We start from the raw sequence: 24,055 nt of genomic DNA, 5'->3' as shown, positions 1-24,055 counted from the left end.
TATTTAGAACACAACAATAAATAATAAGCAATCAAACTTACAATAGGTTCATCTTGAATGATTAATTTAAAATCAGTTTTTTAGTTCCTGAAAAATCTCCAGATTGCATTTTTAATAAATACACCCCTCCTGATAAAGATGAAAGGTCTAAAGTAGTGTTATAAAAACCTTCGTTAGCATTAATGGTTTTATCAAAAACTTTTTCACCATTTATAGTGTATACAGAAATTGTATTATCTACAGAAACTCCTCCAGGAATATCATACACCACAGTTACTTTTTTATCGTATGATGGGTTTGGGTATACCCCAAAAGAAACATCATTACCAAATGTTTCGGTAGCCATAGCATTAGTTACGTCTTCAAAGTTAAACGTTACAACACCTGTTGCACTCCCTTCAAAAGTTGCAAAAGTTAAACGGTAAATAGTATCATCGGTATACTTAATGTAATACGCCATAGTAGTATTCACTGTATAACTACCTCCGCTATATGTTTTCCAATCGTACCCAATAGTATTAATGTCCGTTTCAAAAGTTAAGTTAGAAGTGTCCGATGAAACACTTTCATCATTCTTAGCCACTTCAAGATCTGGGTGATGCAATACTCCTGTTACAGGGTACATCATAGTACCATCTCCAAAATAATCTGTATTATACTGGGTAAACAACAAATCCCAATCAGTACTTGCTGGTTCAACAACAACCTCAGCACCTGTAGCTAAGTCAAAATAATTAAAAATATTATTAGGGTTAGTACTATTACTAACAGTATACGTTTGGTCTGCTCCCCAAGTTGTACCATCCCAAGTTGCATACTTAATAGCATATCCTCCGTAAAAGTCTTCAATCATAAATTTACGGTAGGTACCATCTGTATATTCTAATACAAAAATTACTTTACCTGTAATGTGGTGCGTACTCATATTATACTCACCCCAGCCATACCCTAACGGATATCCATTATCAGCATTATACGAAGCATTATCAAAAGCACCTGTTTCCCATGCAGTTTCACTATTATACAACTGTGGCCAGTTAGCTATATTATTTAAATCTATGGTACTCCAATCAGCTGGATTTATAGAAGCTTCAAAAACACTAATTCCTTTTTGGTCGTTAATTCTAGCCCCAAAACTAAAACTACTAGTTCTTAAAAAAGCGATATCCCAAGAGCTAGCTACTGCATTTACTTCAGTACTTGTAGCTAACTTATAATAGGCCATATTTGCATACCCAGCGCCCATACTTACAGATCCTTGAACCTGTTGCGCATTAGCAGACAATCCGGCAACTAATACCAATACGAATTGTAATATTCTTTTCATAATTTTAATTTATTTGGATTATATATAGTTAATTGATTAAATCATACGTAAATCTTGGATACCCTCTTTCTCCACTTTCATTAAGCAAATCAAGCATTCTAATTTTATAGTAATTGCCTTCTAGGTCTTTTAACACATAGAACCTATCGGTGTAAACACCGCCTGAGAATACATCTCTCCAGTCTGCACCAATCACTCGTTGATCATCTAGAAAAGCACTCTCATCAATATCAGTAAGACTAAATGCTTGGTAAGTAACTTCTGTTGTAGAAACCTCGTAGGCTTTTACACCTGCCTTTAAATTATTAATTACAAAATCTGAGTATCCATAAGATCCTGCGCCACTAATAATATTGGTAAATACCGTAAAACTAATGTCCCATAATTCCTTTTCTGGTTCTAACATTACGGTAGTTTCATCTTCTAAACTGAAAAAAGTAAAGTTGTAAGCAGCATCTTTAGTAATGGTTATCTCTTGGTGCGTAGTAGCATCTAAATCGGCATACTGAAGTATATAATCTGCCCCATCTCTTAGCACACGAATTTTTTTCCATCCTCTATGGTCTCCCGCAATAGCCACACTACCTGTTAATGGTTGTGTAGTACCTATGTAATACCCCATATTTACTAAATACACTTTATTGCTAGCCTCACTAACCGTAATTTCATCTATTGCAGTACCTGTAATAACACCAGAGGGTTCGTCTATATAATCTTCATTGGTAGGGTCAAAAGTACCCACAGCAACCTGACTTTGTAATGCAGTAACATCTGAGGCTGTAATAGCATCTATATCGGTACTCTCTAAGGCAGCAGCAGCCATGTAAATAGATCCGTTTATAGCTACTCTAAAATCGTCTCCTCCATAAAAACCTAAATCCCAAGAATCTCTTTGTGCCCAAGTAACTACCTCTGTACTTAAATCTACAAACACCTGATTCCCCTCATTAGGGCCTCCCATCTCTGCAGTAACTGTTGCCCCTAAAGAGGTTTCAAAGGATACCACTGTACTGGTGTAGCCTTGTATGTTAGAATATCCATTATAATTAATAGCTACAATATCAAAAGTCACCGATTTATCATTATCCTCTTCTGCTTCATACGGATAGATTAATGATTCAAAAACAAAAGACACCGCTACATCTCCTTCCGAAAACGGTACAGTAATTTGGTTATCAGTTGCTATTGGGTTGGTTGTAAAATCTTGACCATATACTGTATTTTCTGCTGTCATTTGCAACACCACTTCTCCACTATAGGCCGCAGCTTCAGAAAATATGATAGTAACCGATTCTGTAGAAGTAATGGTAGAAAAGTTAACCGATAATTTATCAAAGGCAGCTACAAAAGGTTGTGCAGGTATATCATCATTTTCATTGCACGATACCAAGCTTATAATAGTTACTAAAAGTAGTAGGTAATACTTTTTCATGTGTTTTAGAAATTAAAATTGTAAAGTAGTTTTATAAAATACGACCTCCCGTAGCCTAACATTAAAGAAGAGGCTGCATCTGTATGTGCTCCACCTGATACCGCTGTGGTATTAACAGATGTAATGTCTAATATATTTCTTGCACCAAGGGTTGCTTGTAATTTGTTATCAAAAAATGATTTCTTAACAGTAGCATCTAACCATGAAAAGTCTAGTTGTTTACCTCTAAACAAAACGGTTTCTCCTGCATCATTTGTTTGTTGAACATATTGATATTGAGGTCCGGTGTATTTTAAATATGCCGAAAACGTAGTATTCCATTTAGGTACCGTATAAGACACATTGGTATTTAATTGCAGTGCATATAAATAATCATCATTATAATCTTCTTCCGTTTCCATTACTTGAGAAACTCCAGAAAAAGTTGCCCCTGCATTTACTCTAAAATTATGAAGCATGGCAGCATGCGTGAATGTAAGCCCCCAAGCATTATACTTATCTATATTGGTATATTGGTATTGTAGTGGCGACTGATTTATAATAGCAAGTTCAATTCTGTCTTTTACGTTCATATACCAGCCAGATAGCTTGCTACTCATATACCAATCTTGTACCTTATATTTTTTCTTTAAATGAAGAAATGCAGAAGTACCTTGTTCAGGGTTAAGAGTTACGTTACCTCTTACATCATGGTTTACATCTACCAAATAGGTATATAATTCTTCATAACTTGGCAACCTTGGCGAAGTACCCAAAATACCACGTACTTCAACGCCATTATCTAAAATATACTTTGCACTTACCGACAGGGCTACCTGTGTATTAAAATTGGAAGAAAACAGTGCTCTAGCTCCCGGACGTAAGGAAAACTTGTCTGAAAATACCAATTCAGACGATGCAAACACATCATAAGAGTCTAAGGTGCGCGCTATATTCTCAGAGGAATACATACCTGAAATTGCTGAAGCAAAACCATTAATGCTAGTGACTTCATACCCTAACTGAAAATCAGATTTCTTGTTGGGTAAAAAATTACTGAAGTTACCCTTAGAATACCATGCTTTTCTACTTTCATAAACAAAAGATGCTACATCAAATTTTTCTCCTGTTCGTATACGGTAGTTATAGGTTTCTACATTACGCTTTTGTTGCTGGTAAGACAAAGACACATCATACAACACATGTTTAAAAAACTTCCCGTTAATGTTTAAGTGGTTAAATATTCGCTCAGAAGAGAATTCTTCATCAGATGCTACCGGATAGGTTAAATCTGTAGCAGGATCATGATTTTCTCGCACCTCCTCTGCATACCTATTTGTGGTTTCATCAAAGTATTCAAACTTGTAAAACGCTCTAAAGTTATCTGTTTTATAGTTCCACAGTGACTTTACTGTATACTGATCCTTTGGCAACCATTCATACCCTCTTTTCCCATCGTCGTATAGGTGATGCTCTCCTTCTTTATCTCCCCAAAAACCATTAAAATTATTTCTGGTAAAAATTCCATTAGCATATAGTTTATCATTAAAATTATGCCCCATCTTAACAGATTGTATATGCCTACCTTTATCTACCCAGTTGTATTCACTACCTACAGTTTCCTCTTGTATATAAGGCACTACTTCCCATTTTTTTGAAGTTGACTTTTTAGTAATAATATTAATAACACCAGAAACGGCATTGGCACCATATTGCACCCCCATTGCGCCTTCTACTATTTCTATACGTTCAATATCGTCTAGATTAATCTGGGTTAAATCGGTATTATTCCCCATACCCTCATCATTGATTAAAGGAATATTGTCTACTAATATTTTAAAGTATTGTGCGTCTAACCCAAATAATTGTACTCCCGACTTACCGGTAGATGCATTTGGAATAATAGTTATGTTTAGTGTTTGGTTTAATATATCTGCAAGGTTATTACCTCCTTGCCTGGCTATCTGTTCTTGTGTAATTACTTTCACCTCAAACACCGATTGATCTACCGATTGCTGATTATATTGGCCACTAACTACAACCTCCTCTAAATCGTTTACCTTTTCTTTCTTTTGTAATGTATCATTCACCTGTGCTATAGTATTTTCTACAAATGAAAAACACATTAATATGATTATAGACTGTAGTATTCGACTGCTCATTTATGTTATTTTTATTTAGATTCATTTTTAATAACAGCGCAAATATATTTATTATTTTTATCCAATCTAAATAAAATTACTATTTTTGTCCCGAATGTTTGACTAAAGAATTTAATTTATAAACTATGAAACCAACTTTTTTAAGCACTATTGCTGCATTATTCACTGCTTCTGTTGCCTTATTTGCACAAGACAAAAAACAGGAAGATGTAAACGCCATTAAAAGCATGTGTGGGTGTTATGAAGTAGAATTTAATTTTACTGAGACTTTTAATTATTCTCAAGACTCTTTGTATTTACCATCTAAAACTAAACACGATAAAGGTTTAGAATGGGTACAATTAGTAGAAGATAAAGACAACAAAGTATCTATGCAACACCTTTTAATTGTTGGTGAAAATATGATTATTAAGCACTGGAGACAAGATTGGCTTTTTGAAAACACAGAGTTCTATCAGTTTGATAAAGAAACTACCTGGAAGTATGAAACTTTAGCCAAAGGTGATGTTAAAGGACAGTGGACACAAAAAGTATATCAAGTAGATGACAGCCCTCGTTATGAAGGTACTGCTACTTGGGTTCATGTAGATGGTAAACACTACTGGGTAAATACAACAGATGCTCCACTACCACGTAGAGAATATACCAAGCGACATGATTATAATGTTTTAAACAGAAGAAACATTCATGCTATCACAGACTTTGGATGGATTCATGAACAAGATAACGACAAAATTGTTAGAGCAGATGGAGCTCCTGATTTTTTGTTGGCAGAAGAAAAAGGTTACGACGTGTACACTAAAGTAGACGACTCTAAATGCAAAGCTGCGCAAGATTGGTGGGCTAAAAACGAAAAGCTTTGGGCTAATGTAAGAACTAAATGGGAAAAAGTATTTAGTAAAGACAAAGACCTTGTATTAGAAAAAACAGTTGATGGAAAACCTCTTTACAAGCATTTATTCAGCTTACCTGAAGATGCTTCTAAAAAAGAAACCGACGCTATTATAGATAGTTTTGTAAAGTAATATCCCTAAAGATACTTAACTCGGTAATCGAGTAAAAGTTTGTCTACGTTTAATTTTTGTTTGAAGTATTTAAAAGCCATTACTCTAGTAATGGCTTTTTTATTTTAGCTCAATTTTATTTTATAATGCCTTAGCAAACCTTCTAAGTTACTTTTTAAAAACTTAGCCCCCTTAATAGTATTCTCCTCTGGGTGTATGGTAAAATTTTCTGCTCCTCTAAAGTCAGCGCCTTGTAAATTACTATTTTGAAAAACAGCACCAGACAAATCACTACCATCAAAATAAGCATCTGATAAATTTGCCTCAGAAAAATCTACCGCTGTTAGGTTACAGGTATTAAATACGGTTCTTTTTAAGTTCAGTTTATAAAAGCTACTATGCGACAGCATTGTGTTTTCAAACTTCATTTCCAGGTTAAACAAATCACATTTATCAAACAGTAATCCTAACATTTTACACTCGGTAAACGTAACTTGCTTAAAGGCGGTATCTACCAAGTTAGCATTGCTAAAATTACACCCATCAAAATCACATTCTATAAACTTAAAACCAGATAAATTATAATTTCCAAAATCGCAATTTATGAACGTGCAGTATTCATACTCTGCCTTACGTAATGTTTCAACATCTATACCTTTAAAGGTTTGGTCTTCTATATACATATTTTACAGTACTTGTATACAAATTACTTCAAGGCAATTCCCTGAAGCATTTTATCTCAATTATCCAGTAAAATTAAAACTACTTAAAGAAACAAAAAAGGGAAATACCTATTGATATTTCCCTTTCTATATATATATGTTCTAAATATATATGGTTACATTCTATCTGGCACTTGTATACCTAATAAGGCAAAACCATTTTTAATAGTTAACCCTACCAATTTAGCAAGCAACACTCTAAACACTTTTAATTGTTCATCTTCCTCGCCTAAAATAGATACATTCTGGTAAAAAGAGTTAAACTCTTTTACTAAATCATAAATATAATTAGCAATAAGTGCAGGGCTATAATTATCAGCAGCATTTTGTATTACCTCTGGGAATAACTGTAACTGCTTTAATAATTCTTTTTCTTTCTCATGCAATGCAACCCCCGTTATATCAGCATCCAAATTAAAATCGGCCTTTCTTAAAATAGACTGAATTCTTGCATGTGTGTACTGAATAAAAGGTCCTGTGTTACCCTGAAAGTCTATAGACTCTTTAGGATCAAATAAAATACGCTTCTTAGGGTCTACTTTTAATATGTAATATTTTAGCGCTCCTAAACCAATGGTTTTGTAAAGCTCTTTCTTCTCTTCCTCGCTAAATCCGTCTAGTTTTCCTAAGTCTTTAGATATCTCTTCTGCTGTCGTAGCCATTTCTTCTACCAAATCATCGGCATCTACAACAGTACCTTCTCTACTTTTCATTTTACCACTAGGTAAATCTACCATACCATAACTTAAATGATATAGTTTTTCTGCCCAGTCAAATCCAAGTTTTTTAAGTATTAAAAACAATACTTTAAAGTGGTAATCTTGCTCATTACCTACGGTATAAACCATACCACCAACATCGGGATGATCTTTTACACGTTGAATAGCTGTACCAATATCTTGCGTCATATACACAGCAGTACCATCTGCACGTAATACAATCTTCTCGTCTAAACCTTCATCAGTTAAATCGCACCAAACAGAACCATCTTCCTTTTTATAAAAAACGCCTTTTTCTAAACCTTCTGCTACAAACTCTTTCCCTAACAAATAGGTGTTACTTTCGTAATAGTAAGAGTCAAAATCAACTCCTAAGTTCTTGTAAGTTACAGCAAATCCGTCATACACCCATTCGTTCATGGTTTTCCAAAGAGCTACAACTTCTGCATCACCGGCTTCCCATTTACGTAACATTTCTTGTGCTTCTAATAAAAGCGGAGCTTGCTTTTCTGCTTCTTCCTTACTTTTTCCTTCTGCTACTAAAGCTGCAATTTCTTTTTTGTACTCAACATCAAACTTCACATAGTAGTTACCTACTAACTTATCACCTTTTAACCCAGTAGACGCTGGTGTTTCACCTGCACCAAATTTTTGCCATGCCAACATACTTTTACAAATATGAATACCACGGTCGTTAATAATTTGGGTTTTATAGACTTTGTTCCCAGCAGCACCTAATATTTCTGCCACAGAATAACCTAATAAATTATTACGTATATGCCCTAAGTGCAACGGCTTATTCGTATTTGGTGAAGAATATTCTACCATTACCGCCTTAGCATCTGCATCGGCAGTTACTAAACCAAACTGAGTACTATCTTTAATATCATTAAAGAAATTGATGTAAAAAGAATCATCTATCACAAGATTCAAAAATCCTTTTACTACGTTAAAATCGTTTACCTCGGTAACATGTTCTTTAAGATACGTTCCTATTTGCTCCCCAATTACTTGCGGATTTCCTTTTACAAAGCGTAACATAGGAAAAACTACTACAGTAATATCTCCTGCAAACTCTTTACGTGTTGCCTGAAATTCTACTGTCTCAAGTGCTACATCAAAAACTACCTTAACGGCTTCTTGTACCTTTTGGGTTAACAATTCCTGAATATTCATGTTTTTATTTCTTTTTACAAGCTGCAAAGATACATTTTACTTTAGTAAATCTAAATGGTTCGTTAATAGAATATAAAGAAAGCGAGATATGTAGTATCTTTAAAATAAAAATGCTTTTTAATACCTCATACAAAACCTCTAAGCTTATTAAAACTATTAATAAGACTGTAGGACAACCTTTAACGCTAGCTAAAAGAAAGCTTATTGGAGGGGCAACCTCACCTCCGCTATTAATTTCTAAGTGTAGTGTTAATATTCATAACCTACTGATTTTTAATAAGGACATTTGTACGTGCACCCTAGAAATTAGACCCAAAGGACTCATAGTTAATTTCAACGCCCAAAAAGATTTGTATGCCATGGTAATACCTTATTACCAGTTATCTATTATTAAAAGTGCTGCTGGCGAGTATAGCATTCACATGGGTGGCACCTACATAAAAGTATTGGTTTCTGGTATTGGGCATGACTTTATGGAAAAAGTATTAACACACAGGGCTGCTAACATTCCGGAAAAACCGAAAGATTTATAAGTTGGTTTTAACAACCATTTCTTAACGCTTGGATAAAGCACATTCTAAGCATTCTGTTCATTTTTGCGCCAAAAAAATGGAACTATTTGTATACACGTTTGCTGCTCTATTCTCTGTCATAAATCCGTTAGGTACCATACCCGTATTTGTGGCTCTTACTCAAAACGATTCCAGTAAAGAACAAGCTCGCATATCATTATGGACGGCTATTAATACTTTTATCATTTTGGTGATTGCCTTTTTCTCTGGCAAATACATCTTGAGCTTTTTTGGTATTACCATAGATTCTTTAAGAATTGCAGGAGGACTAATTATTGTTACATCGGGGTTTGCTTTACTTACCGGCACATTCTCTAAACACAAGGGAATGGAAAAGCCAAGGGTTAAAGAAGATATTAAAGACCGAAATGACATTGCCTTAACCCCATTAGCCATACCTATGCTTGCTGGTCCAGGTTCTATATCATTGCTAATATCACTTAACCAAACTTATACCAATATTGTAGATATACTGGTTACGGTTTGTGCTATTTTAGTAGTGTGCCTAGCCGTATATGTGATGCTTAAATTTGCGCACCCCATAGTAAAATATTTGGGTGCTTCTGGTATCAACGCTATCTCACGCATTATTGGGTTTATAGTAATTGCTATAGGTATTGAATACATAAGCAGTTCTGTAATTAACTTACTTTCTTCTATTAGATAAATAATTAGTATCTTAGAAAGAAAAGCTACATGAAAATATTACTTACCGGAGCCAATGGCTATATTGGCATGCGGTTATTACCTCATCTTGTAGAAAATGGACATACGGTTGTATGTGCAGTAAGAGATGCTAACAGACTCTCTGTAGATCCTGAACTTAGAGAAGAAATTGAGGTTATTGAAATTGATTTTTTACAACCAGAAGCATCTGATGCCATTCCCAAGGATATTGATGCTGCTTACTATCTGATACATAGTATGACTTCCTCTACCACTGATTTTAGTGAAAAAGAAGCCACGGCAGCAGATAACTTTAATACCATGGTTGCTACAACTAATATTAAACAGGTAGTATACTTAAGCGGTATTGTAAACGAAAAAAAATTATCTAAGCATCTTTCCTCTCGTAAAAATGTGGAATCTATTTTACAAAAAGGCGACTTTAATTTAACGGTAATAAGAGCCGGCATTATAGTAGGTTCAGGAAGTTCTTCTTTCGAGATTATACGAGATTTGTGTGAAAAATTGCCCATTATGGTTACCCCTAAATGGGTACTTACCAAAACGCACCCCATTGCCATAAGAGATATTTTATTCTACCTAATTCATGTATTAAATGACCCATTTTGTTTTAATAAAGGGTTTGATGTAGGCGGAGCCAATGTACTTACCTACAAAGATATGTTATTACATTACAGCAAAATAAGAGGTTTAAATTTACGCATGATAACCGTTCCTGTAATGACCCCAAAATTATCTAGTTATTGGCTTTACTTTGTTACCTCTACCTCTTATAAATTAGCTGTTAATTTAGTAGATAGCATGAAAATGGAAGTTGTAGCCAAAGACAATAGTTTACAAGAACATTTTAACCATACTCCTTTGGGCTATGATGAAGCTATTAAAGCTGCCTTTACAAAAATAGAGCAAAACGAAGTAATTAGTAGCTGGAAAGACTCCATGTCTAGCGGAAGGGTTAAAAAGAGTTTAAACAAATACATACAAGTACCCAAGCATGGTGTATTAACCGATAAAAAAGAACTTAAAATAGAAAACCCTGAGAAAGTACTAAATAACATCTGGAAAATTGGCGGGCAAACAGGTTGGTATTATGGCAATTGGATGTGGCAAATAAGAGGATTTTTAGATAAACTAAGTGGTGGTGTAGGCCTTAGAAGAGGAAGAACCCATACCGATAAAATTTTTGCTGGGGACTCTTTAGATTTCTGGAGGGTACTATTAGCTGATAGAGAAGAAAAAAGATTGTTACTACTTGCCGAAATGCGATTACCCGGAGAAGCTTGGCTTGAATTTAAAATAGACAAAAACAACGTACTATCTCAAACAGCCACCTTTAGACCCCGAGGACTTTGGGGTAGACTGTATTGGTACAGCCTACTACCCTTTCATTATTTTATTTTTGGTGGTATGATAAAAAATATAACCACTAAATAAGATCGGCTAAGGTTTTATTTTCTAGAACGCAAAGTGTATTATCTCTAACCTCTATCATAACTTTATTAAGCATACAGGTTTCTTCACTTTTGCAGTCATCACATTTTTCGTAGTAATTTAAACTAACACACGGAAGCAATGCAATAGGCCCTTCTAGAATACGGTACATGGAGGCTAACTTTATTTCTGCCGGCTCTTTTAGTAAATAATAGCCTCCTCCTTTACCCATCTTAGAGCCTAAAAAACCATTGTTTTTTAGTTGTAATAAAATAGATTCTAAAAACTTTTTGGAAATATTTTCTTCTTGTGCTATCTGAGAAATTAGAACTGGTGTCCCTTTTCCTTTTTTAGCCAAATTTGCCAGTGCCTTTAAGCCGTATTTTGTTTTTTTAGAAAGCATACTGTAAAGATACCTATTTTATTTTTTTACCCCTATCTAATTAATTATACCTCCTTTGGTAAAAACACCTCTGCCAACATACAGCGTGCGCTTCCACCTCCACAGGTTTCAATCGTATTTAAATCGGTATGTAAAATAGCACAATGCTTTTCAATAGCACCAATTTGGGCTTTGGTTAAACTATTATAGGCAGTACTACTCATTACTAAAAACGGTCTGTTATCGTTTCCCATTACCTGCAACATATTACCTGCAAATTGGTGCATTTGAGCTTCGGTAATTGCAATTACCTCTTTACCACTTTCTTTAAGCTGCTTAACTACCGCTTTCTTTTCCTTTTTATCATCTATGGTATCAAGACAAATAACCGCAAAAGTTTCTGCTATAGCCATCATCACATTGGTATGATAAATTGGCATACGCTTTCCATCTACCGTTTGGTAAGCATTAAAAATCACAGGTGCATATTCAAAATCTTCACAAAACTCTATAAACAAATCTTCATCTGCTCTAGCCGATAAAGCACAATAAGCAATTTTATGTACACGGTCTAAAATAATGCTCCCTGTTCCTTCTAAATAAATTTCTTCTTCTTCAGCCTCTGTATAATCTATAATTTGGTTGATATGGTAACCACGTGCTTCTACCATACTAAACACATCTTCTCTACGCTCTAACCTTCTGTTTTCTGCAAACATTGGGTATACCCCTATATCTCCATTCTCATGAAAAGAAATCCAGTTATTTGGAAAAACAGCATCAGGTGTATCTGGTGTTTCGGTATCGTCTACAACAATTACTTCTACCCCTACCATTTTTAACTTTTGTACAAAAGTATCAAACTCCTCTATAGCATTTTTTGCAACCTCTTCTTGCTTTGCTTCCAGGTTTTCCTGAAAATAGTTGTTTACTGCGGTTTGCTCATTCATCCTAAACTTTGCAGGACGAACCATTAGTACTGTATTTGTTATTTGTGACATTTTTATTCTCTAATTAATGGCATGGTAGAACATCTTAACAATCCTTCTTGCTTAGAAATTTCAGCATACGGAATTTCCTCAACGGTCATTCCATGATCTCTCAACCAATTATTCAATCTTGTAAAATTACGTTCAGAAACTACCACATCGGTATCTATAGAAAACACATTGCTATACATATGGTACATTTCTTCTCTATCTATATGAAATAGGTTTTCTTTACCAAACAAATCAACCAAGTACATATAATCTCCTTCTTCTCTAAATCCGCTTTTGTGTATGATTCCTTTATCTTTCCCAATAGGCTGAAAACAACAATCTAAATGCAAGGCATTATCTCTAGGTTCAATTTTAGACTTTACTAAATCAAACTCCTTTACTATTTTATTTGGAAAAAGTTCCTTAATAAAATCTACTCCATATTGGTTTGTTCTGGCAGTAATGTAGTTTTTGTAATCACTACCTTTATAGGTACCAATAAAAATATGGTCGTTCCAAGGCATTACATCTCCCCCTTCAATGTGTACTTCCTCTGGTGGTGTAATCACTTTAGATGGGTCTATCTGGTCTATTAAATACTGTAAAGCATCTAACTCTTGTTCTCTTTCAGGTAATATGTTAGCTTTTATAAATAAGTCTTCAATTACAAAAGCGATATCACGTGCAAAAATCTGATTATAATCAGTAATAAGTTTAGGTCTGTAAACTTCTACGTTATATTTTTCGAATACTTTATTAAAAGCATCCATTTCTTTTACCATATCCGCCTCTACAGGATACGTACCTGCAAGTATATGTTCTTTAGATTTTGGGTCGTACGCTTCTTCTAGTGTAGGTTCCGGACCAATACTCTCTGCTGTACCAAGAACTACAGCTTTTAATCGGGATGTTTCGTTTTGTATATGTAAATCTAGCATAATCTTCTTTTGCAATAGGGCAAATATAAAAAAAGCCTTGCTAATGTTAGCAAGGCTTTTTTTATATCGTTAGCTTCAAATACTATCTATCAGCTAAATCTTTATAATCTCTGGCATTTTCTCCAATGTACACTTGGCGTGGGCGTCCTATTGGTTCCCCTCTTAAGCGCATCTCTCTCCACTGAGAAATCCATCCAGGTAGTCTACCTAATGCAAACATAACAGTAAACATTTCAACAGGTATACCTAAAGCTCTGTAAATAATACCTGAATAGAAATCTACATTCGGGTATAATTTTCTATCTACGAAGTACGGATCTTCTAAAGCTTCTTTTTCTAAACCTTTAGCTATATCTAAAATAGGATCGTTAACTCCTAAGCTTTCTAACACTTCGTCTGCTGCTTTTTTGATGATTCTAGCACGAGGATCAAAGTTTTTATAAACTCTGTGTCCGAATCCCATTAAACGGAACGGATCATCTTTATCCTTAGCTTTCGCCATGTACTTTTTAGTATCACCACCATCTGCTTTAATAGCTTCCAGCATTTCTAATACCGCCTGGTTAGCACCACCATGTAATGGTCCCCAAAGCGCAGAAATACCAGCAGAGATAGAAGCGAATAGACCTGCATGAGAAGATCCTACGATTCTAACGGTAGAAGTAGAACAGTTTTGCTCATGGTCTGCGTGTAATATTAAAAGCTTTTGTAAAGCATCAATTACCACCTGATCTTGTTCGTACACACGGTTAGGCTTCTGGAACATCATTTTAGCGAAGTTCTCTACATATCCTAAGCGCGCATCACCATAATCTAAAGGTAATCCGGTTCTTTTATGGTAAGTCCATGCAACTAATATTGGGAATTTAGCTAAAAGCTTTACAATAGCTTTATACATTTCTTCCTCAGAAGCTACATTAACCGATGAAGGATTAAATGCAATTAATGCACTAGTTAAAGATGAAAGTACTCCCATTGGGTGGGCATACTTAGGGAAACCATCAATGATCTTTTTCATATCTTGATCAACAATAGCCTCATCATCTATATCTGACTTAAATTTCTTCAGCTGGTCCGCTGTTGGTAATTCTCCAAAAATAAGAAGGTATATCACTTCTAAAAAGGTAGCTTTCTCAGCAAGGTCTTCAATAGAGTAACCTCTATATCTCAAAATACCTTTTTCACCGTCCAAATACGTAATTGCACTCTCACAAGCTCCTGTGTTTTTGTATCCGGGGTCAATTGTAATTATACCTGAACCAGCACGTAGTGTTTTAATATCAATAGCTAATTCGTTTTCGGTTCCTTTGATAACTGGAAACTCATATTTCTCGCCATTGAATTCTAACGTTGCTTTATCTGACATTTTATTATTTAATAGTTTTAGTGAAGTATTTTATAAAAGATTTTTAATTATTGCGAATTTACAAAAATAAACTGAATTGAATTGTGTATTTGAATCGTTCTTTGCTAAATTACAATATAATATGTTAATTATTTCATAACATTCTCATCAGTGTTTTTTTTGGTTCTTCTAGCTTTAGACTTTTCTGTTTGCGGAACGTTGTAAGTTATTTTATACAACAACGAATAATATAACTTAACAGAACTCTGCCAAGTGAATTTTTGCTTCTTTGCTTCTCTAGAAATAGCTCTCCATTTGTCTTTATTTTCAAAGAAAAGTATCAATAAGGCATCAAACACCTGCATAAAATTAATCTTCTTCTCTTCAAAAGTTTCGCCTCCAAATACAAAGCCGGTTTTGTTATGTATTACAGTATCCTTTAATCCACCTGTGTTGTGCACCATACAGGGTTGCCCATTACGCATGGCTAGCATTTGACTAATACCACATGGCTCAAACAAACTTGGCATTAAGTATACATTAGACTCTAGATATAGAGAGTCAATAACTTCTTCAGATTGAATATTGATAAAAATGAAATTTTCATGCGCATAACTAAAACTTCTAAAAAGTTCTTCATAATCTGGTGCGCCAGTACCTAATAATATATATACTCCATTATCTTTTTTCAATCTTCTAAGCATACTTTCTAAAAGGGCAGGATCTTCTTTAAAAAAGTAAAACTTCTGCTCAGTAAGTCTAGCTACGCTACTACAGATAAATGCTGGCTTTTTTTCTACCAACGCTATAACCTTTTCGGAAGTATGTCTTAAAAACTCGTGCTTATAAGCTTTTTCCTGATCTTCCATACCTGCTAGCAGCGCTCTTAGCGCGTGCGGATACAACTTACCTCTTCTAACCGTAGTGTAGTTTTTATAATTGCAACCATTTAAAATTCCAAACAATCTATCTTCTTCCTGTGCATTCTTTAAGTCTTCTTCTAATCCTTCGCCTCCAATAAAGTGCGGAAAGTTACTAGGCTGTTGTATATTCTCTTTATAGGAGTCTGAAACGGTATGTACAGTATCGGCAAAACGAATACCCAATGCCATTAAATTAATACAATCTGGGTATCTTGGGTCTTTCAATTCTTCCTCATTATAATCTACATAAGGAAAGAACGCTTTTAAAGAAGAGTAATTACCATCAAAAGGGCGTATCCCTTGAATAGCTAAGTTATGAATAGAATAAACAAATCTAATTTTTTCTAAAGGATCCTTATAATCGTAATGGTACCTTCTTAAAAACAACATTAAACTTGTATGCCAATCGTGCAAGTGTACTATATCAAGTTTTTTAAACGCATCTTCCTTAATTGCTTCTGCTGCTGCAACACAAAACAAAGAGAATGTACAGGCATCTGTAAAGAAGGGTTGTGTAAAATCATTCATATAAATATCTGCTATGTTTCCAGATTTTATATCAGGATGATCAATCACATAATGCTTAATGTTTGCCACTGGTCTTTTACCTTGCACCTCGTATAAAAAAGCGGTAGTAGGTTGCCCACGGTAAATAAAATGAAGTTCTTGTAAAAATGCACCTTTCTTATGCAATCTTCCATAAGCAGGTGTAAGCACATGCACACTATCTCCAGACTCTGCAATATGTCTGGGTATATCTCTAACTACATCGCCCATTCCTCCTGCTTTACAGGCAGGTATGGCGTCATTTTCGGCGGAAACAAATAGAAAATTTCGTTGCAAACTAAAACGGGTTTTTGAATCATGACTAACTACTACGTTAAAGTATTGATTATAAATTAAATAAAAAACCCATTTTGTATTAAAAAAATATTAAATGCAAAACTTTAACGTTTGCAAATAAAAAAAGCCCCAAAAAGGGGCTTTTAAATATCTAAAAGAACAATAAATTATTGTTGCACTTTAAACGCTTTTGCTTGAGGATAGTAAGCTACTTTACCTAATTCTTCCTCAATTCTAAGTAATTGGTTATACTTAGCCATACGGTCAGATCTTGAAGCTGAACCAGTTTTAATTTGTCCACAGTTAAGTGCTACTGCTAAATCTGCAATAGTGTTATCTTCTGTTTCACCAGATCTGTGAGACATTACAGAAGTAAATCCAGCATTTTTAGCCATGTTTACAGCTGCAATAGTTTCAGTTAAAGAACCAATTTGGTTAACTTTAATTAAAATAGAGTTACCAATACCTTCAGTAATACCTCTTTCTAATCTTTCTACGTTAGTTACAAATAAATCGTCTCCTACTAATTGAACATTGTGTCCAATTTTTTCAGTTAAATATTTCCAACCTTCCCAGTCGTTCTCATCCATACCATCTTCGATAGAGATAATTGGGTATTTTTCACAAAGCTCAGCTAAGTAATCAGCTTGCTCTTGAGAAGTTCTTACTACTCCAGTTTCTCCTTCAAATTTAGTATAGTCATACTTACCATCTACATAGAATTCTGATGATGCACAGTCTAAAGCAATTTTAATATCGTCTCCAAACTTATAACCTGCATTAGCAACCGCTTTAGCTATTGTCTCAATAGCATCTTCAGTTCCTTCAAAAGTAGGAGCAAATCCTCCTTCATCACCTACAGCAGTACTTAAACCTCTGTCGTGTAATACTTTTTTAAGGTTATGGAAAATTTCAGAACCCATTTGCATTGCATGTGTAAAAGTTTCAGCTTTTACAGGCATAATCATAAACTCTTGAAATGCGATAGGAGCATCTGAGTGAGAACCACCATTGATAATATTCATCATAGGTACTGGAAGTGTATTAGCACTAACACCACCTACATAACGGTATAAAGGCATACCTAACTCATTAGCTGCAGCTTTTGCTACTGCTAAAGAAACCCCTAAAATTGCATTAGCTCCTAACTTACCTTTGTTTGGAGTACCATCTACAGAACACATTGTTTCGTCAATAAGATTTTGTTCAAATACTGACATTCCAACAATCTCTTCTGCAATGATTTCATTTACATTTTTAACGGCATTTAAAACACCTTTACCCATATAATTACTACCACCGTCACGTAATTCTACAGCTTCATGTTCTCCTGTTGAAGCTCCCGACGGAACTGCAGCTCTTCCTAAAATTCCGTTTTCAGTAACTACATCTACTTCTACAGTAGGGTTACCTCTTGAATCTAAAATTTGACGAGCGTGCACATTTACTATAATACTCATATTGTTGTTATTTTAGTTAGTTTTATATTCTCTATAAATTGATCAAATAAATAAGTAGCATCATTTGGTCCAGGACCTGCTTCTGGGTGGTACTGTACAGAAAATGCATTTTTATCTTTCACTTTTAATCCTGCAATGGTATCATCGTTCAAGTGAACATGAGTAATCTCTACATTAGGATTGTTTTCGGTTTCTTCTCTGTTCACAGCAAAACCATGGTTTTGAGAAGTAATTTCACCTTTACCAGTTACTAGGTTTTTCACAGGGTGGTTAATACCTCTGTGTCCGTTGTGCATTTTGTAAGTAGAAATACCATTTGCCAAAGCAATAACTTGGTGCCCTAAACAAATACCAAATAAAGGTAATTCTTTAGCCAAAATTTCTTTTGCTACATTAATAGCACCTTTTAATGGCTCAGGATCTCCAGGACCGTTAGATAAGAAATATCCATCAGGTTCCCAAGCTGCCATTTCTTCAAACGCAGTATCAAAAGGGAAAACTTTGATGTAGCAATCTCTTTTTGCTAAATTTCTTAAGATATTGGTTTTAATACCTAAATCTAAAGCAGCTACTTTATAAGTTGCATTTTCATCGCCGTAGAAATAAGGCTCTTTAGTTGATACTTTAGAAGCCAACTCTAAACCATTCATGTCTGGTACCTGAGCAAGTTGCTCTTTCAATGCTTCTAATTGATCAACATTAGTAGAGATAAGTGCATTTTGGGCACCATTATCTCTAATATATGCCACTAACGCACGAGTATCTACATCTGATATCGCAAATAAATTGTTTTTGTTTAGAAAGTCTTCCAATGATTGGTCTGCTGCTACACGTGAATAGTCGTAACTAAAGTTTTTACAAACTAAACCAGCAATTTTAACAGAGCCAGACTCTACTTCATCATTATTAGTTCCGTAATTTCCAATATGGGCATTTGTAGTAACCATAATTTGCCCAAAATAAGAAGGATCAGTAAAAATTTCTTGATAACCAGTCATACCGGTATTAAAACAAACCTCTCCAAATGCGGTGCCTTCTCCACCTACAGCCTTTCCGTAAAAAACAGTACCATCTGCTAATAAAAGAACTGCCTTTTTTCTCGCTTTATATTTCATCTAAATAGTTCTAAAAGTAATGTTTGAAATATTATACAAAATAACACAAAAAAAAGGATAAACTAAAAAGTTTATCCTTTTAAAATTTAATAATATGTAAAAACAAATTTATTCATTTGTTTTGTCAGTAGCTTCTTCGTTAGTAACGTCTGCAGAAGTATTTTCTACAGTAGTTTCTTCAGCTTTCTTTGCAGATCTACTTCTACGAGTAGTTTTCTTCTTGGCAGGTTTACCAGCGTTATATAGCTCGTTAAAATCTACTAATTCAATTAAAGCCATTTCAGCGTTATCACCTAAACGATTTCCAAGCTTAATAATTCTTGTATATCCACCTGGTCTTTCTCCTACTTTATCAGCAACAGTACTAAATAATTCAGTAACTGCTTCTTTGCTTCTTAACTGACTAAATACAACTCTTCTGTTGTGAGTACTACCAGCAATCTCTTGATTATTTTCAGATTTTGCTTTAGTAATTAGAGGCTCAACAAACTGCTTAAGCGCTTTAGCTTTGGCAACTGTAGTATTAATACGCTTATGCTCTATTAAAGAACATGCCATATTAGCTAGCATAGCTTTTCTATGAGCAGTTTTTCTTCCTAAATTATTAATTTTATTTCCGTGTCTCATTTTCCTATGTATTACACTTTAGCCAACAGCTAATCTTTATCTAATTTATATTTTGATAAATCCATTCCGAAGTGTAAGTTCTTGTTATGTACAAGCTCTTCTAACTCTGTTAAAGATTTTTTACCAAAGTTTCGGAATTTCATCAAGTCATTCTTATTAAAAGATACTAAATCCCCTAAGGTATCTACTTCAGCAGCTTTTAAACAATTTAATGCTCTCACAGAAAGATCCATATCTACCAACTTAGTTTTAAGTAACTGGCGCATATGTAATGACTCTTCGTCATAAGTTTCTGTTTGTGCAATTTCATCAGCCTCTAAAGTAATACGCTCATCTGAGAATAACATGAAGTGATGAATCAATGTTTTTGCAGCTTCAGTTAAAGCATCTTTAGGATGAATAGAACCATCTGTAATAATTTCGAAAACTAACTTTTCATAGTCAGTTTTTTGCTCTACACGATAGTTTTCTATACTATACTTAACATTTTTCACAGGAGTATAGATAGAGTCTGTAGCAATAACACCTAGCGGAGAATTAGGTTTCTTATTCTCATCTGCAGGTACATACCCTCTACCCTTCTCAATAGTGATTTCCATGTTTATTGTAATATCAGATTCCATATTACAAATAACTAAATCAGGATTTAACACCTGGAATCCGGAAATAAACTTTTGGAAATCGCCAGCAGTTAATTGTTCTGTACCTCCTACAGAAATAGATACTGTTTCATTATCAATATCTTCAATCTGTCTTTTAAAACGTACTTGTTTTAAGTTAAGAATGATTTCTGTAACATCTTCTACAACTCCGGGAATGGTAGAGAACTCATGCTCTACTTTATCAATTCTTACCGAACTGATAGCAAACCCTTCAAGCGAAGATAATAGAACTCTTCGTAAAGCGTTACCAATGGTCAATCCATAGCCTGGTTCTAGAGGGCGAAACTCAAATTTGCCTTCGAACTCAGATGAATCGATCATTATAACTTTATCGGGCTTTTGAAAATTAAATAATGCCATAGTTTGACTGCTGTCTTTTATTTATTATTTAGAGTATAACTCGACGATTAACTGTTCTTTAATGTTTTCAGGAATCTGAAGTCTTTCAGGAACTGCTACATAAGTACCTTCTTTCTTCTCCGTATTCCATGTAATCCATTCGTAAACAGTACTATTTGCAGCTAATGCATTCTCTATTACCTCTAAAGATTTAGATTTTTCTCTTACTCCAACAACATCTCCAGCTTTTAAAGAATATGAAGGAATGTTTACGATCTCTCCGTTTACAGTAATGTGACGGTGAGAAACTAATTGACGTGCACCTCTTCTTGAAGGAGCAACACCCATTCTGTAAACTACATTATCTAAACGAGATTCACATAATTGAAGTAAAACTTCACCAGTAACACCTTTGCTACGGTTAGCTTTTTCGAAAAGGTTTCTGAACTGACGCTCTAAGATACCGTAAGTATACTTAGCTTTCTGCTTCTCCATTAACTGGATTGCGTATTCAGATTTTTTACCTCTTCTACGGTTGTTACCGTGTTGACCTGGAGGATAATTTCTTTTTTCAAAAGATTTATCTTCTCCAAAAATTGCTTCACCAAACTTACGAGCAATTTTAGTTTTTGGACCAGTATATCTTGCCATTTTATAAAATTTATTAAGGGCGATTATGAATTAAGGCTATCCTTCGATAATCGTATCAGCGCCCTTAAAGGTTACAATAATTTATTAAACTCTACGTCTTTTAGGAGGACGACATCCGTTGTGTGGTAATGGAGTAACGTCAATAATTTCTGTTACTTCAATTCCTGTATTGTGTAAAGATCTGATTGCAGATTCTCTACCATTTCCAGGTCCCTTAACAAAAACTTTTACTTTACGTAAACCAGCTTCATTTGCAACTTTAGCAGCATCTTCAGCAGCTACCTGAGCAGCATAAGGAGTGTTCTTCTTAGAACCTCTGAAGCCCATTTTACCAGCTGATGACCAAGAAATAACATCACCCTTTTTATTAGTTAAAGAGATGATGATGTTATTAAAAGTAGCAGAAATGTGTGCCTCACCAACTGATTCTACTATAACTTTACGCTTTTTAGAAGTTTTTGCAGTTTTATTCGACTTTGCCATTGTTAACTACTTATTATTTAGTTGCTTTTTTCTTGTTAGCAACAGTTTTTCTTTTACCTTTTCTAGTTCTTGAGTTATTCTTAGTACGCTGACCACGTAATGGTAAGCCTGCTCTATGACGAATACCTCTTTGACATCCGATATCCATTAAACGTTTAATGTTTAACTGAACTTCTGAACGTAATTCACCTTCGATTGTGAAAGCACCTACAGCATCACGGATACGACCTGTTTCGTCGTCATTCCAATCTGATACTTTTTTACTTTCGTCTACTTGAGCTGTTTCTAAAATTTCTTTAGCTCTACTTTTTCCTATACCAAAGATATATGTTAAAGATATAACACCTCTTTTGTTATTTGGTATATCTACACCTGCGATTCTAGCCATAATTATCCTTGTCTTTGTTTAAATCTAGGATTCTTTTTGTTAATTACGTACAATCTCCCCTTACGACGCACAATTTTGCACTCGGGACTTCTCTTTTTTAGTGATGCTCTTACTTTCATCTAACTACTATTTAATATCTATAAGTAATTCTTGCTTTTGTAAGATCATATGGACTCATTTCTAACTTCACCTTATCACCTGGTAATAATTTAATATAATGCATACGCATTTTACCAGAGATATGTGCAGTCACCACATGACCATTTTCTAACTCAACTCTAAACATTGCATTAGACAATGCTTCAATAATGGTTCCGTCTTGTTCTATTGCCGACTGTTTTGCCATAATTATGCTGATACTTTTCTGTTTTTACCAGTTTTCATTAAGCCATCATAATGTCTATTTAACAAGTATGAATTTACTTGTTGCATAGTATCAATAGCAACACCTACCATAATTAGTAAAGATGTACCACCGTAAAACAATGCCCAACCTTGTTGAATACCAACATTGTAAGCAATTGCAGGTAATACAGCTAAACACACTAAGAACAACGATCCTGGGAAGGTGATTAAAGACATAATTTTGTCTAAGTAATCAGCTGTTTCAGTACCTGGTCTTACACCAGGAATGAAACCTTGACTTCTCTTAAGATCATCAGCCATTTTATTAGTAGGCACTGTGATAGCAGTATAAAAGTATGTAAAGGTAATAATTAACAATGCAAAAACTAAATTATACCAAAATCCGAACATATTACTGAACTCCACTTGAATGCTTTGTGCAGTTTCTGAATCAGATAACCCTGCTAATGCAGACGGTACAAACATAATAGCCTGAGCAAAGATAATTGGCATTACCCCAGAGGCATTTAACTTAAGCGGAATAAATTGACGTGCTCCACCTAAAGCATCTTTTTCTTCGTATCCTCCGGTTGCAGTTCTTCTGGCGTACTGTACACCAATTTGCCTTACGGCCATTACCAGCATTATACTAAGTAATATCACTACAAACCACATAATAACTTCAATAAGGATCACCATCCATCCTCCATTGTTTTCTGAGACTCTAGAGGAAACTTCCTGTAAGAAAGCTTGAGGCAATCTGGCAATAATACCTACCATGATCAATAAAGAGATCCCATTACCAATACCTCTATCTGTAATTTTCTCACCAAGCCACATAGCAAAAATTGTACCAGTAACTAAAATGATTACAGAAGGAATAATAAAGTCTAATCCTTGCCCTTTAACGAAAGCAGTTTCTGGAACACCTAATTGTTTTAAACCCCATAAATAAGCTGGCGCCTGAACAATACAAATACCGATGGTTAACCATCTAGTAATTTGGTTGATGGTCTTTCTTCCACTTTCTCCTTCATTTTGTAATTTCTGAAGGTAAGGAATTGCAAGTCCCATTAATTGAACTACAATTGAAGCCGAGATATACGGCATAATTCCTAATGCAAATACAGAAGCTTTTGCAAACGCACCACCTGTAAAAGCATTAAGAATATCTAACAATCCTCCACCACTGGTTTTTTGAGTAAGCTCAGATAATTGTCCAGTGTCAATACCCGGAAGGGCCACGTGAGAACCTAACCTATACACTAATAATAAACTTAGTGTAAGTACGACTCTGTTACGTAATTCATCAATCTTCCAGATATTGGTTAATGTCTCTATAAATTTCTTCATGGTTAATTAT

Annotated in this window: 24 protein-coding genes; 4 read left to right on the top strand and 20 right to left on the bottom strand. The window is 34.6% G+C overall.

The window, feature by feature from the left end; genetic code table 11:
* Positions 1 to 61: 61 nt before the first annotated feature.
* The 3 genes from Y10_RS06225 to Y10_RS06215 are packed head-to-tail and all read right to left on the bottom strand — an operon-like array spanning position 62 to position 4,900.
* Positions 62 to 1,327 (bottom strand): T9SS type A sorting domain-containing protein, encoded by a 1,266-nt coding sequence (locus Y10_RS06225; protein WP_281764497.1) that lies wholly within the window; start codon positions 1,325 to 1,327, stop codon positions 62 to 64.
* A gap of 28 nt (positions 1,328 to 1,355) precedes the next feature.
* The gene (locus Y10_RS06220; protein WP_281764496.1) at positions 1,356 to 2,759 is read right to left on the bottom strand and encodes an HmuY family protein; all 1,404 of its coding nucleotides are present in this window, start codon (positions 2,757 to 2,759) and stop codon (positions 1,356 to 1,358) included.
* 5 nt (positions 2,760 to 2,764) lie between these two features.
* A complete protein-coding gene (locus tag Y10_RS06215; RefSeq protein WP_281764495.1) occupies positions 2,765 to 4,900 on the bottom strand; it encodes a TonB-dependent receptor plug domain-containing protein in 2,136 nt (711 codons plus the stop codon).
* Between the two features lie 125 nt (positions 4,901 to 5,025).
* On the opposite strand from Y10_RS06215, the gene Y10_RS06210 reads away from it, so the two are divergent.
* Entirely contained in the window at positions 5,026 to 5,925 is a 900-nt protein-coding gene (locus Y10_RS06210) for a DUF6607 family protein (RefSeq protein WP_281764494.1), read from the top strand.
* Between the two features lie 104 nt (positions 5,926 to 6,029).
* On the opposite strand, the gene Y10_RS06205 is transcribed toward Y10_RS06210, so the two are convergent.
* Both Y10_RS06205 and argS read right to left on the bottom strand, forming a co-directional pair.
* Positions 6,030 to 6,587, bottom strand: a complete 558-nt coding sequence (locus tag Y10_RS06205) for a pentapeptide repeat-containing protein (protein ID WP_281764493.1) — start codon at positions 6,585 to 6,587, stop codon at positions 6,030 to 6,032.
* A 155-nt stretch (positions 6,588 to 6,742) separates the two neighbouring features.
* Positions 6,743 to 8,521: an arginine--tRNA ligase gene (gene argS, locus Y10_RS06200; protein ID WP_281764492.1), complete on the bottom strand. Its 1,779-nt coding sequence runs from the start codon at positions 8,519 to 8,521 to the stop codon at positions 6,743 to 6,745.
* A gap of 110 nt (positions 8,522 to 8,631) precedes the next feature.
* On the opposite strand from argS, the gene Y10_RS06195 reads away from it, so the two are divergent.
* The 3 genes from Y10_RS06195 to Y10_RS06185 all read left to right on the top strand — a co-directional run bounded on the left by Y10_RS06195 (position 8,632) and on the right by Y10_RS06185 (position 11,214).
* Positions 8,632 to 9,054 (top strand): hypothetical protein, encoded by a 423-nt coding sequence (locus Y10_RS06195; protein ID WP_281764491.1) that lies wholly within the window; start codon positions 8,632 to 8,634, stop codon positions 9,052 to 9,054.
* 76 nt (positions 9,055 to 9,130) lie between these two features.
* Positions 9,131 to 9,760, top strand: a complete 630-nt coding sequence (locus Y10_RS06190; protein ID WP_281764490.1) for a MarC family NAAT transporter — start codon at positions 9,131 to 9,133, stop codon at positions 9,758 to 9,760.
* A gap of 29 nt (positions 9,761 to 9,789) precedes the next feature.
* The gene (locus Y10_RS06185) at positions 9,790 to 11,214 is read left to right on the top strand and encodes an SDR family oxidoreductase (protein WP_281764489.1); all 1,425 of its coding nucleotides are present in this window, start codon (positions 9,790 to 9,792) and stop codon (positions 11,212 to 11,214) included.
* Here Y10_RS06185 and Y10_RS06180 read toward each other — a convergent pair.
* The 15 genes from Y10_RS06180 to secY form a co-directional block, all read right to left on the bottom strand.
* On the bottom strand, positions 11,207 to 11,614 hold the full coding sequence (locus tag Y10_RS06180) for an RrF2 family transcriptional regulator (protein ID WP_281764488.1): 408 nt from the start codon (positions 11,612 to 11,614) through the stop codon (positions 11,207 to 11,209). The two genes, Y10_RS06185 and Y10_RS06180, sit on opposite strands and share 8 nt — an antisense overlap.
* Positions 11,615 to 11,658: 44 nt before the next feature.
* Complete coding sequence (ctlX, locus tag Y10_RS06175; protein WP_281764487.1) at positions 11,659 to 12,594, bottom strand: citrulline utilization hydrolase CtlX; 936 nt, start codon at positions 12,592 to 12,594, stop codon at positions 11,659 to 11,661.
* A 2-nt stretch (positions 12,595 to 12,596) separates the two neighbouring features.
* Entirely contained in the window at positions 12,597 to 13,511 is a 915-nt protein-coding gene (locus tag Y10_RS06170) for a dimethylarginine dimethylaminohydrolase family protein (RefSeq protein ID WP_281764486.1), read from the bottom strand.
* An 82-nt stretch (positions 13,512 to 13,593) separates the two neighbouring features.
* Positions 13,594 to 14,877, bottom strand: a complete 1,284-nt coding sequence (locus tag Y10_RS06165; RefSeq protein WP_281764485.1) for a citrate synthase — start codon at positions 14,875 to 14,877, stop codon at positions 13,594 to 13,596.
* A gap of 128 nt (positions 14,878 to 15,005) precedes the next feature.
* Positions 15,006 to 16,622: a glycogen synthase gene (locus Y10_RS06160; protein ID WP_281764484.1), complete on the bottom strand. Its 1,617-nt coding sequence runs from the start codon at positions 16,620 to 16,622 to the stop codon at positions 15,006 to 15,008.
* A gap of 167 nt (positions 16,623 to 16,789) precedes the next feature.
* Positions 16,790 to 18,082 (bottom strand): phosphopyruvate hydratase, encoded by a 1,293-nt coding sequence (gene eno, locus Y10_RS06155; protein ID WP_281764483.1) that lies wholly within the window; start codon positions 18,080 to 18,082, stop codon positions 16,790 to 16,792.
* On the bottom strand, positions 18,079 to 19,197 hold the full coding sequence (gene carA / locus Y10_RS06150; protein ID WP_281764482.1) for a glutamine-hydrolyzing carbamoyl-phosphate synthase small subunit: 1,119 nt from the start codon (positions 19,195 to 19,197) through the stop codon (positions 18,079 to 18,081). The genes eno and carA overlap by 4 nt, the downstream gene beginning before the upstream one ends.
* 108 nt (positions 19,198 to 19,305) lie before the next feature.
* Positions 19,306 to 19,824 (bottom strand): 50S ribosomal protein L17, encoded by a 519-nt coding sequence (gene rplQ / locus Y10_RS06145; protein WP_281764481.1) that lies wholly within the window; start codon positions 19,822 to 19,824, stop codon positions 19,306 to 19,308.
* Positions 19,825 to 19,853: 29 nt separating this feature from the next.
* Positions 19,854 to 20,846, bottom strand: a complete 993-nt coding sequence (locus tag Y10_RS06140) for a DNA-directed RNA polymerase subunit alpha (protein ID WP_281764480.1) — start codon at positions 20,844 to 20,846, stop codon at positions 19,854 to 19,856.
* A 24-nt stretch (positions 20,847 to 20,870) separates the two neighbouring features.
* Positions 20,871 to 21,476 carry a 30S ribosomal protein S4 gene (gene rpsD, locus Y10_RS06135; protein WP_281764479.1) on the bottom strand — a complete coding sequence of 202 codons (606 nt, stop codon included), beginning with the start codon at positions 21,474 to 21,476 and terminating at the stop codon, positions 20,871 to 20,873.
* 84 nt (positions 21,477 to 21,560) lie between these two features.
* Complete coding sequence (gene rpsK, locus Y10_RS06130) at positions 21,561 to 21,959, bottom strand: 30S ribosomal protein S11 (protein ID WP_281764478.1); 399 nt, start codon at positions 21,957 to 21,959, stop codon at positions 21,561 to 21,563.
* A 13-nt stretch (positions 21,960 to 21,972) separates the two neighbouring features.
* Complete coding sequence (gene rpsM / locus Y10_RS06125; RefSeq protein ID WP_281764477.1) at positions 21,973 to 22,347, bottom strand: 30S ribosomal protein S13; 375 nt, start codon at positions 22,345 to 22,347, stop codon at positions 21,973 to 21,975.
* Between the two features lie 2 nt (positions 22,348 to 22,349).
* A complete protein-coding gene (ykgO, locus tag Y10_RS06120; RefSeq protein ID WP_074978891.1) occupies positions 22,350 to 22,466 on the bottom strand; it encodes a type B 50S ribosomal protein L36 in 117 nt (38 codons plus the stop codon).
* 11 nt (positions 22,467 to 22,477) lie between these two features.
* Positions 22,478 to 22,693 (bottom strand): translation initiation factor IF-1, encoded by a 216-nt coding sequence (gene infA, locus Y10_RS06115; RefSeq protein WP_008239515.1) that lies wholly within the window; start codon positions 22,691 to 22,693, stop codon positions 22,478 to 22,480.
* Between the two features lie 2 nt (positions 22,694 to 22,695).
* A complete protein-coding gene (gene secY, locus Y10_RS06110; RefSeq protein ID WP_281764476.1) occupies positions 22,696 to 24,045 on the bottom strand; it encodes a preprotein translocase subunit SecY in 1,350 nt (449 codons plus the stop codon).
* Between the last annotated feature and the right edge of the window lie 10 nt (positions 24,046 to 24,055).

The organism is Neptunitalea lumnitzerae (assembly GCF_027924185.1).
Classification (GTDB): domain Bacteria; phylum Bacteroidota; class Bacteroidia; order Flavobacteriales; family Flavobacteriaceae; genus Neptunitalea; species Neptunitalea lumnitzerae.
Note: the sequence above shows the minus strand (reverse complement) of the source record. Positions and strands in the feature narration are given on the sequence as shown.